The sequence below is a fragment of the Alloalcanivorax gelatiniphagus genome (assembly GCF_005938655.1).
GTDB classification, from domain to species: domain Bacteria; phylum Pseudomonadota; class Gammaproteobacteria; order Pseudomonadales; family Alcanivoracaceae; genus Alloalcanivorax; species Alloalcanivorax gelatiniphagus.
Genome location: NZ_VCQT01000022.1, coordinates 201,503 through 213,421, shown reverse-complemented (window position 1 = coordinate 213,421; position 11,919 = coordinate 201,503). Strand labels below are relative to the sequence as shown.

Sequence of the window (11,919 nt, the reverse complement as noted above, 5' to 3'; positions counted from 1 at the left end):
ACTGAATGAAACAGGACGGTAACGGTGGCGTGTCGCGCTCATCGACGGCGTCCTCGTATCAGTATGCCAGGCATCGCGATCCTGACCGGATGCCGCTATGGATAACCTCGACTTTCAAGCGCTTGAACCTCGCCTGTTGCTGGACGCGGCGGCGGCGATCACCCTCGACAGCGCCCAGGTGGACACCTCCCCCGACGGCCAGAGCGCCAGCCATCCGGTTTCCGAAGACACCAGCTTTTCGTTGGACGGGGTCAGCGTTTCCGACGGCGGCGGCACCGACCAGAACAACGACGGTGAGCCGGATCCGGACCATTACAGCCTTGATCTGACGCTTAACGAAGACGCCCTGCAGGCCGGTACCTACTTTACCCAGGACGGCCAGGACCGGCAGTCGATCACGCTCACCGGCACCAAGGCGGAAATCAACGCCGCCCTGGCCGGCATCACCGTGACGCCCGGCGAAAACTACACCGGCGACCTGAGTGTGTCCCTGGTGCTCAGCGAAAACGGCGTGCAGCGCGATACCGCCACCTACGACGCGCCGATCTCGCCGGTCAACGATGCCCCCACCTTTGACGTGGGCGACCTGCACGCCGACGAGGGCGGCAGTCTCACCTTCACCCTGGAGAACCTGGGCCTCAGCGACCCGGATATCGACAGTGGTGACCAGACTCTGGACCAGTTGATCCTGCAGATCGATTCCCTGCCGGAGCACGGCACCCTGCGGCTCAACGGCGCCATCCTGACGGAAGGCTCCACCTTCGACGCCACCCAACTGGGCAATCTGGTCTACACCCACGATGGCGTGGACGTGGCCCCCGGCGACGTGGACGGCTTCAACATCACCGTGTTCGACGGTGCCGGCGCGTCCACTTCCAAAGCGCTGACCGTGACCCTGGACCCGGTTAACCAGGCGCCTTCCATTGAAGGCAACCCGAGCCAGTACGAAGGCGAGACCACCGATCTTGGACTCACCTACGAAGACCGGGAATCCGGCCATGACGACGCCCCCGGCAACGTCACCATCGAAGTGGACGACACCGCCGGTCTTAACGGTCGCGGCCAGTTGTTCCTCGACCTCAACGACAATGGTCAGGTCGACCTGGGCGAAGCGCTCAGCGATGGTGACACCTTCACCGCGGACCAGTTGCAGTGGTTGTCGTTCGCCCACGACGGTAACGAGCCCGGCGCGGTGGCGCCGCGCTTCACCCTGCGGGTGACCGACAACGGCGGCGGCGAAGGCCCGGACGGTGCGCTGACCAGCGAACGTCAGGTGGACATCCACATCCTCCAGAACAACGACGACCCGACGCTGACCCCCACCACCACGCCGCTGGACGCCAGCGACACCCATGTGGTGGTGTTCGACAGCAGCATGCTCGACGCCCAGGACCCGGACAGCAATGATGGCCAGCTGGTGTACTCGCTCACCGGCCTGCCGGATTACGGCCAGATTCAGGTCAATATCGGCGGCGAGGGCAGCCCGCACTGGGTGGCGCTGACCCTGGGCGGCACCTTCTCCCAGGCGGACATCAACGCCGGGCTGGTGCGTTACGTTCAGACCAGCCGCCCGGCGGAGGGGGTGAGCCAGGACACCGGCCTGCGCTTCCAGCTGCGCGATTCCGAGTACAAGGGCTTCGACAATGCCGGTGATCCGGGCCAGTGGCGCGACGGCGCCGGTGACCCGCAAACCGGCACCCTGACCTTCGATCTGGATACGGTGTTCGATGGCGAGGGCGGCGGCCCGGGCGAGGGCGCGGACCCGCTGCCCACGGTCACCGTTGACGCGGTCAACAATACCGGCGCCGCCGGCTTCGACGAAGGCGGCAGCACCACCCTCACCAGCGACCAGCTCAACTACCTGCTGCAGGCCGGTGACTATACGATTCCCGGCGAGCGCATCACCTACACCCTGACCCAGACGCCGGCCAACGGCCAGCTGATGCTGGATGGCGTGGTGCTGGGCATGTACGACAGCTTTACCCAGGCCGACGTGGAAGCGGGCCGGGTCACCTTCCAGCACGACGGCGGCGAGGATCACCAGAGCGGCTTCAACTTCATCGTCACCGATGGCGGCGCTTTCAGCGACACCGGCCGCTTCACCCTGGATTCCACCCCCATCAATGACCCGCCGGTGGCCGGCGACAGCGAGCGGTTGATCTCCGAGGCCACCGACACCAATGACGGCATCGTCAGCCTGGGCCCGAACGATGTGATCATGTCCGATCCGGACGGCTCCAGCGACGTGACCCCGGGCGGCGCCCAGGACCCCAACGATGAGGCCGGCGCGGACCCGCTGTGGTTCCAGATCACTTCACTGCCGGAGGCCGGCACCCTGCAGCGCTGGACCGGCTCCGAATGGGTGGACGTGACCCTGGACGGCGCCTGGTATTCCCAGGACCTGCTGACCACCGCCTCCGATGGCACCGGCAGCGGCCTGCGCTATGTGAATGACGGCGGCGAAGGACAGACCAGCGATGCCTTCCAGTTCGTGGTCCGTGACGACCTGGGCGCCCCCACCGACGCCCTGCAGCCGGACACCAGTGCCGACGCACCCACCGCCGGCCATGTCTCCGAGGCCGGCACCGTGGGCTTCGAGATCGCGCCGCTCAACGACGCACCGATCATCAATGCCCAGCCCGGCAGCGGTGAGGCCGGCCCGCCGGCCAACGAAGTGCTGAACGTGGGCGAGGGCGGCGAGGCGGTGATCGGCAATGATCGCCTGTCCGCCTACGACAGCGACAACAGCACCCGGCAGAATACCTTCCGCGTCACCGAGAACGTGGAAAACGGCAAGCTGATGCTCAATGGCAAGGTGCTGTCCGTGGGTGGCACCTTCACCCAGGCCGACATCGACGCCGGCCGGGTCAGCTATCAGCACGACGGCTCGGAAAACCACGCGGACAGCTTCAAATTCGTGGTCAGCGACGGCCCGAAAACCTCCGCCGAAGGCACCTTCGAGATCCTGGTCGATGCCCGCAACGACGCGCCCACCGTGGAGGCCACGCCGCCCTCGGACAACCTGGTGTCCGGCTCGCCCCTGGACCTGGGCGGTGTGTTCACCATCGGCGACGCGGATCTCACCGACCTGGGCGATGGCGAGACCGACTACATCACCGTGGACCTGCGCATTCTGGACGCCAGCGGCGATCCGGTGGACGGCGCCGACGCGCTGCTGCGCGCCACCCTGGACGGCACCACGCTGAGCGGCGCCGAGCTGCAGCTTAGCGGCACCCTGGCGGAGGTACGCGCGGCGCTTGCCACGCTCAGCGTGGAAATCACCGGCGACCTCAACCAGCGGCTCACCGTGGAGGCGGTGGTGGATGACCGGCTCGCCGGCGGTGGCGCCAACGGCGGCCCGGCCAACGAGGACGGCACGCCGATCTCCGAGGCCAACAACACCGACCGGGCCAGCATCGAACTGATCGCGTCCACCAGCAACGACGCGCCGGTGGGGACGCTGCCGGATCAGACCTTCACCGAGGACACCCCCGGCCTGCTGCAGGGGCTCGACCTCAGTGATGTGGATGCCTTCGACGAAGACCTGACGGTGGTGATCAACGTGGGTGCCGGCGCCCTTGGCGTGGCCAATGCCGGCGGTCTCACCGTGAGCGGCGCCGGCACCGGCCAACTGACCCTCACCGGTCGTCTGGACACCCTGCGCACCGCCCTGGACAACATCACCTACACCCCGGCGGCCAACGACAACGGCACCACCACCCTGACGATGCAGGTCACCGACAGCGACCTGCACGGCACCGGCACCGCCCTCAGCGACAGCAAGTCCGCCACCCTCACCATCGAGGCGGTCAACGACAAACCCTCGCTGACCGTGCCCGGCACCCAGACCTTCGACGACGACGGCAGCGGCTCCATTGCCATTGGCGGCGTCAGCGTGGCGGATAACGCGGACAGCGGTCAGGACGTTTTCAACGATTATCAGTCGGTGACCGTGGAAGTCCTCAGCGGTGCCAATGACGCCGCCGGGCTGGTGTCCATCGGTGGCGGCACCGGCTCCACCTCCCTGACCCTGACCGGTACCCTGGCGGACATCAACGCCCAGCTCGCCGACCTGACCTTCACCCCGGGCGACAGCAACGCGGACGGCACCGCGCGTCTGAAAATCACCTTTGACGACAAGGGCAACGGTGATCAGAACAAGGACCCGGCCAACAACGAAACCGTCTCCAAGGTGGTGCGCGTCAATATCAGCGGCACCAACGATGCGCCGGTGGTCAGCGGCCCCGGCGACACAGGCGACTCCGTGACGGTGCCCGAGGACGGCAGCCTGAATCTGTCTGGCTACGGCGTGGCCGATGCGGACGACTTCGGCGGCTCCGGCATGAGCATCACGCTCACCGTCACCCACGGCACCTTCGACACCGATCTGGGCACGCTCAGCGACGGCGGTCGCACCCTGACGCTGACCGGCGCCACCAAAGCCCAGCTCAACGCGCTGCTGGACCAGGCCCGTTACCAGCCGGACAGCAACTACTACGGTGCCGACACCCTCACCATCACCGTCAATGACGGCGGCAACACCGGTACCGGCGGCGCCCTGCAGGACAGCATCACGGTGAACCTGGACGTGACGCCGGTGAACGACCGTCCGGTGGCCGACGGTGACACGGTCACCCTGACGCCCACCGATGAAGACGGTAACGGCGGCAGCGGCCAGACCCTGGGCGATCTGCTCGGCGATCAATACAGCGACCAGACCGACGACCAGACCGACGAAAACGGCGGCAGTGCCGCCAGCGAGGAAACCGCGCTCAGCTTTATCGCCATCACCGGCAACGACGCCAACACCGATCAGGGCGTCTGGCAGATTCAAATCGACGGCGACTGGGTGGACGTGTCCACCGCGCTCAGCGACAGCAGCGCACTGATCGTCACCGCCGACACCCTGGTGCGCTTCAAGCCGGCCTCGGATTTCAACGGCCAGCCCGGCGGCCTCACCGTGCGTCTGGGCGACAACAGCCAGCCCAGCCTGACCACCAGCAGCAACGGTGCCGACACCTTCAACCTGACCCAGAACGGCGATCTGGGCGAACAGACCGGTGTCTGGTCCGACACCGCCACCGCCGTGGAAGCGAGCATCACCGCCATCAATGACGCGCCCACCACGCCGACCAGCGGTGTGTCGTTGCAGGACATCAATGAGGACTCTTCCGGCAACGGCGACACCGTCGCCAACCTGGCCGGCGGCAACTTCAACGACGGCACCGACGACCAGACCGAGGTGGCGGAGAGCGGCGGCAGCAGCGCCGACGATTTCGGCGGCATCGCCATCATCGACAATCCGTCGGAGGCCAATCAGGGCCGCTGGCAATACAACACCGGCAGCGGCTGGGTGGACGTACCCTCGGATGTTTCGGTGGACAACGCCCTGGTGCTGGGCCCGGACAGCCGCGTGCGCTTCCTGCCGGCGGCGGACTACCACGGCACCCCGGACGGCCTGACCTACGTGGTGGCCGAGGTTGACGCCAGCGGCGACAGCCAGGCCGCCAACGCCGGCCAGCGCGCGGACGTGACCTTCGACGCCACCGGCATCTGGTCCGACAGCGACGACGCGGTGACCCTGGGCATCACGGTCAAGCCGATCAACGATGCGCCGGTGCTGGGCGCCGACCTGCCCGGCGAAGTGGTGGTGGTGGAGAACGAGGGCCTGGACACCGGCAGTGAACAGAAACCGCTGGTGGACGCTGGCACCGTGACCCTGAGTGACGTGGACGGCAACGACTTCGGCGGCGGTACCATTACCGTCACCCTGGACGATGCCACCGCCGCCGATGTGTTCTCCCTGGTGGACGACGAAGCCGCGGGCATCGCCTCCGTGGACAGCGGCAACGGCAGCCTCACCATTCATCTGGCGGAGGGCGCCACCGCCGCCCAGGTCACCGCGCTGATTGAATCGCTGCGCTACGAAAACACCAGCGACGCCCCGGACACCAGCAGCCGGGATTACCGCATCGTGGTCAACGACGGCAACAACAACGATGAGGCCGGCGGCCCCGAGGCACTGAACAGCAACACCCTCACCGGCAGTCTGCGGGCGGTGAACACCAACGACCTGCCGCAGGCGGTCAACGACCAGAAAACCACCACGGAGAACAGCACCACCAACGGCAACGTGCTGACCAACGACACGGATCCGGATGGTGACACCCTTACGGTCAGCCAGGTCGGTGGTGACGAGGACAACGTGGGCGAGGCGGTGGACGGCGGCAACGGCGGCCGGTTCACCATCAACGAGGACGGCAGCTATACGTTCGACCCGGACGGCGACTTCGACGACCTGGCGACCGGCGAAAGCCGCACCACCTCCATCCAGTACCAGGTCAGCGACGGCAACGGTGGCACCGACACCGCCACGCTGACGATTACCGTCAACGGCGTCAACGACGCGCCCACGGTGGTCACCGGCAATGTGCCGGAGGCACAAAGCAACGACGACAGCGATGTCATCTATTCCATGGACGTGTCCGGCGCCTTCACCGATGTGGACGGCTCCGACACCCTGACCTACAGCGCCGAGGGCCTGCCGCCGGGGTTGAGCATCAACACCAGCACCGGCGTGATCACCGGCACCATCGACAAGGCCGCCTCCCAGGGCGGTACTGACGGTACCTACAGCGTCACCGTGACCGCCAAGGATGGCCATGGCGGCACGGTGGACATGAACTTCAACTGGACCATCAGTAACCCGGCACCGGATGCGGTCAATGACACCGGCGCCACCACCGAGAACAGCACCACCAATGGCAATGTGCTGACCAACGACAGCGACCCGGACGGCGATCAGCTGACGGTGAGCGAAGTGAATGGTGAGGCCACGGAGGTGGGCGAGGCGGTGGACGGCAGCCACGGTGGCCAGTTCACCATCAACGAGGACGGCAGCTACAGCTTCGACCCGGACGGCGACTTCGAGGATCTGGGGGTGGGCGAGAGCCGCACCACCTCCATCCAGTACCAGGTCAGCGATGGTGAAGGTGGCTTCGACACCGCCACGCTGACCATCACCGTTAACGGGGTGAACGACGCGCCGGTGGCCGTGGACGATACCGGCGGCACCGATCAGAACACCGGCACCACCGGCGACGTGCTGCCCAACGACACTGACGTGGAAGGCGACGACCTGACGGTGAGCGCGGTGAACGGCGAGGCCACGGATGTGGGCGAGACCGTGGACGGCGACAACGGCGGTGAGTTCACCATCAATGAGGACGGCAGCTACAGCTTCGACCCGAATGGCGACTTCGATGACCTGGCGGACGGTGAGACCCGCACCACCTCCATCGACTACCAGGTCAGCGATGGTAAAGGCGGCTTCGACACCGCCACGCTGACCATCACCGTTACCGGCGTGAACGACGCCCCGACGGTGGTCACCGGTGAGGTACCGGCCGACCAGAGCAACGACGACCACGACACCATCACCCCGCTGGACGTGTCCGGCGCCTTTACCGATGTGGACGGCTCCGACACGCTCACCTACAGCGCCACCGGCCTGCCGCAGGGGCTGACCATTGACGCCACCACCGGGGTGATCAGCGGCACCATCGACAAGGCCGCCTCCCAGGGCGGCACCGACGGCACCTATACCGTGACCGTCACCGCCAAGGACGGCCATGGCGGCACGGTGAACATGAGCTTCGACTGGACCGTCAGCAACCCGGAGCCGAAAGCGACCAATGACACCGGCGCCACCACCGAGAACAGCACCACCAATGGCAATGTGCTGACCAACGACAGCGACCCGGACGGCGACGCTCTCACGGTCAGCGAAGTGAATGGTGAGGCCACGGATGTGGGCCAGGCGGTGGACGGTGACAACGGCGGTGAGTTCACCATCAATGAGGACGGCAGCTACAGCTTCGACCCGAATGGCGACTTCGATGACCTGGCGGACGGTGAGACCCGCACCACCTCTATTGAGTACCAGGTCAGCGACGGCGAAGGCGGCTTCGACACCGCCACGCTGAAAATCACCGTTACCGGTGTCAACGACGCCCCGACGGTGGTCACGGCTGACGTACCGAACGACCAGAACAACGCCGACCACGACACCATCAGTCCGTTGAATGTGTCCGGCGCCTTTACCGATGTGGACAGCTCCGACACCCTGACCTACAGCGCCACCGGCCTGCCGGCGGGGCTGACCATTGACGCCGCCACCGGGGTGATCAGCGGCACCATCGACAAGGCCGCCTCCCAGGGCGGCACCGACGGCACCTATACCGTGACCGTCACCGCCTCTGACGGCAACGCCTCGGCGAACATGAGCTTCGACTGGACCGTCAGCAACCCGGAGCCGAAAGCGGTCAATGACACCGGCGCCACCACCGAGAACAGCACCACCAATGGCAATGTGCTGACCAACGACAGCGACCCGGACGGCGACGCTCTCACGGTCAGCGAAGTGAATGGCGAGGCCACGGAAGTGGGCCAGGCGGTGGACGGTGACAACGGTGGCCGGTTCACCATCAACGAGGACGGCAGCTACAGCTTCGACCCGAATGGCGACTTCGATGACCTGGCGGACGGTGAGACCCGCACCACCTCCATTGAGTACCAGGTCAGCGACGGCGAAGGCGGCTTCGACACCGCCACGCTGAAAATCACCGTGACCGGTGTTAATGACGCCCCGACGGTGATCACGGCTGACGTGCCGAACGACCAGAACAACGCCGACCACGACACCATCAGTCCGTTGAATGTGTCCGGCGCCTTCACCGATGTGGACAGCTCCGACACCCTGACGTACAGCGCCACCGGCCTGCCGGCGGGGCTGACCATTGACGCCGCCACCGGGGTGATCAGCGGCACCATCGACAAGGCTGCCTCCCAGGGCGGCACCGACGGCACCTATACCGTGACCGTCACCGCCTCCGATGGCAGCGCCTCGGCGAACATGAGCTTCGACTGGACCGTCAGCAACCCGGAGCCGAAAGCGGTCAATGACTCCGGCGCCACCACCGAGAACAGCACCACCAGCGGTAATGTGCTAACCAACGACAGCGACCCGGACGGCGACGCTCTCACGGTCAGCGAAGTGAATGGTGAGGCCACGGAGGTGGGCCAGGCGGTGGACGGTGACAACGGTGGCCGGTTCACCCTGAACCAGGACGGCAGCTACAGCTTCGACCCCGACGGTGACTTCGATGACCTGGCGGTGGGCGAGACCCGCACCACCTCCATCGACTATCAGGTCAGCGACGGCGAAGGCGGTTTCGACACCGCCACGCTGAAAATCACCGTCACCGGCGTCAACGACGCTCCCACGGTGGTCACCGGCAATGTGCCGGAGGCACAAAGCAACGACGACAGCGATACGGTGGACCCGCTGGACGTGTCCGGCGCCTTCACCGATGTGGACGGCTCCGACACCCTGACCTACAGCGCCACAGGCCTGCCGGCGGGGCTGACCATTGACGCAACCACCGGGGTGATCAGCGGCACCATCGACAAGGCTGCCTCCCAGGGCGGCACCGACGGCACTTACACGGTGACCGTCACCGCCTCCGACGGCAATGGCGGCACCGTGCAGGCGCAGTTCGACTGGACGGTGAGCAACCCGGCGCCGGAAGCGGTCAACGACACCGGCACCACCAACGAGGACACCACCACCACCGGTAACGTGCTGACCAACGACAGCGATCCGGACGGCGACGATCTGACGGTCAGCCAGGTGGGTGGCGATGGCGCCAAGGTGGGCGAAGCGGTGGACGGCGACCAGGGTGGCCAGTTCACCATCAACGAGGACGGCAGCTACAGCTTCGACCCGAACGGCGACTTCGATGACCTGGCGGTGGGCGAGACCCGCACCACCTCCATCCAGTACCAGGTCAGCGACGGCGAGGGTGGCTTCGACACCGCCACCCTGGAAATCACCGTCACCGGCGTCAACGACGCGCCCACGGGGGTCACCGGCAGCGCGCCCGAGGCACAGACCAGCGACGACAGCGACACCGTGGATCCGCTGGATGTGTCCGGCGCCTTCACCGATGTGGACGGCACCGACACGCTCACCTACAGCGCCGATGGCCTGCCGCCGGGGCTGAGCATCGATCCGGCCACCGGGGTGATCAGCGGCACCATTGATCGGGACGCCTCCCAGGGCGGTAACGACGGCACCTACACGGTCACCATTACCGCCGATGACGGTAACGGCGGCACCGTGGACGTGAGCTTCGACTGGACGGTGAGCAACCCGGCGCCGGAAGCGGTCAACGACACCGGCACCACCAACGAGGACACCACCACCACCGGTAACGTGCTGACCAACGACAGCGATCCGGACGGCGACGATCTGACGGTCAGCCAGGTAGGCGGCGATGGCGCCAAGGTGGGTGAAGCGGTGGATGGCGACCAGGGCGGCCAGTTCACCATCAACGAGGACGGCAGCTACAGCTTCGACCCCAACGGCGACTTCGATGACCTGGCGGTGGGCGAGACCCGCACCACCTCCATCGAGTATCAGGTCAGCGACGGCGAGGGCGGCTTCGACACCGCCACCCTGGAAATCACCGTCACCGGCGTCAACGACGCGCCCACCGTGGTCACCGGCAACACGCCGTCTGATCAGGCCGGCCGGGACAGCGTTCCGGTGGACCCGCTGGACGTGTCCGGCGCCTTCACCGATGTGGACGGCACCGACACCCTCACCTACAGCGCCAATGGTTTGCCACCGGGGCTCAGCATCGACCCGGCCACCGGCATCATTACCGGGACCCCGCAGCGCAGCGCCTCCCAGGGCGGCAATGACGGCACCTACACCGTCACCGTGACCGCCTCCGACGGCAACGGTGGCAGCGTGCAGATGCAGTTCAACTGGACCATCGCCAACCCGGCGCCGGTGGCCAGCGACGATGGCGCGGTGGCCGATGAACTCACCGGCACCGGCGGCAACGTGTTGGACAACGATCAGGACCCGGACGGCGACCCGCTCACCGTGGACGCGGTCAACGGTGACACCCTGGCGGTGGGGCAGTGGGTCAACGGTGACCAGGGCGGTCGCTTCCAGTTGCAGGCGGACGGCAGTTTCCGCTTCGACCCGCGCGGCGACTTCCGTGGTCTTAATGCCCGGGAAAGCCGGGATACCTCGATCCAGTACCGCGTCAGCGACGGCGAGGGCGGCTTCGACACCGCCACCCTGACGGTGCGCGTGGATGGCCGCAACGACCCCTACGTGCCCACCGATCCGACGCCCACGCCCACCGATCCGCAGCCGCCGATCGTGCCGGACCGTGGCACCGAGGACATTGATGGCGACGGCGGTCCGTTCTCCGGAGGCGGCGATGACCCGCTGCGCTTCGCCGGTGACTACGACGCCTACTTCGAGCTGCCGGAAATCCAGCCCATCGAGCTGCGTATCGCCCTGCGCGACGTGGTGGCCAACGAGGACATCTACCTGTTCGCGCTGCCCGCCAACACTTTCCACAGCGATTCGGATCAGCCGATCAGCGTGGAGGCGACCCAGGCCGACGGCAGCCCGTTGCCGGCCTACATCACCTTCGATACGGACTCCAGGACCTTCCGGGTGGAGCGCCCGCAGGCCCTGGCCCTGGGCGTGGAGCGGGTGGATGTGAAGGTGGTCGGCCACGACCTGGCCGGCAACGAAGCGAGCGATACCTTCGTGATCCACCTGCTGCCGCGGAACGACCAATCGGTGCAGCAGAACGATCACCCGGTACCGGATAACGGGCAGGCGACGCCGACGGAGGCGCCCGCCGACGGCCGCACCTCGGCCCTGGGCGAGCCGGGCCGGCCGATGCCGGAGAAAGGCGCCCCGTCCCTGGCGGAGTCCCTGGCGGTGGCCGGTCACTCCGGCTTCGCCGGCGACCAGGCCCGGGTGATGGAGGATTTGATGACACTGCTGGCGCATCCCGAGGAAGCGCTCTAGGAACCGGTGGCGGC

Annotated in this window: 1 protein-coding gene; it reads left to right on the top strand. The window is 66.7% G+C overall.

The window, feature by feature from the left end; all coding sequences use genetic code 11:
* Positions 1 to 97 precede the first annotated feature (97 nt).
* Complete coding sequence (locus FGS76_RS06445; RefSeq protein ID WP_138771803.1) at positions 98 to 11,905, top strand: Ig-like domain-containing protein; 11,808 nt, start codon at positions 98 to 100, stop codon at positions 11,903 to 11,905.
* Positions 11,906 to 11,919: the final 14 nt, after the last annotated feature.

What these genes read in the sequence shown, in the direction of transcription:
- FGS76_RS06445 (WP_138771803.1), top strand. Translation starts at nt 98, where the DNA reads ATGGATAACCTCGACTTTCAAGCGCTTGAACCTCGCCTGTTGCTGGAC.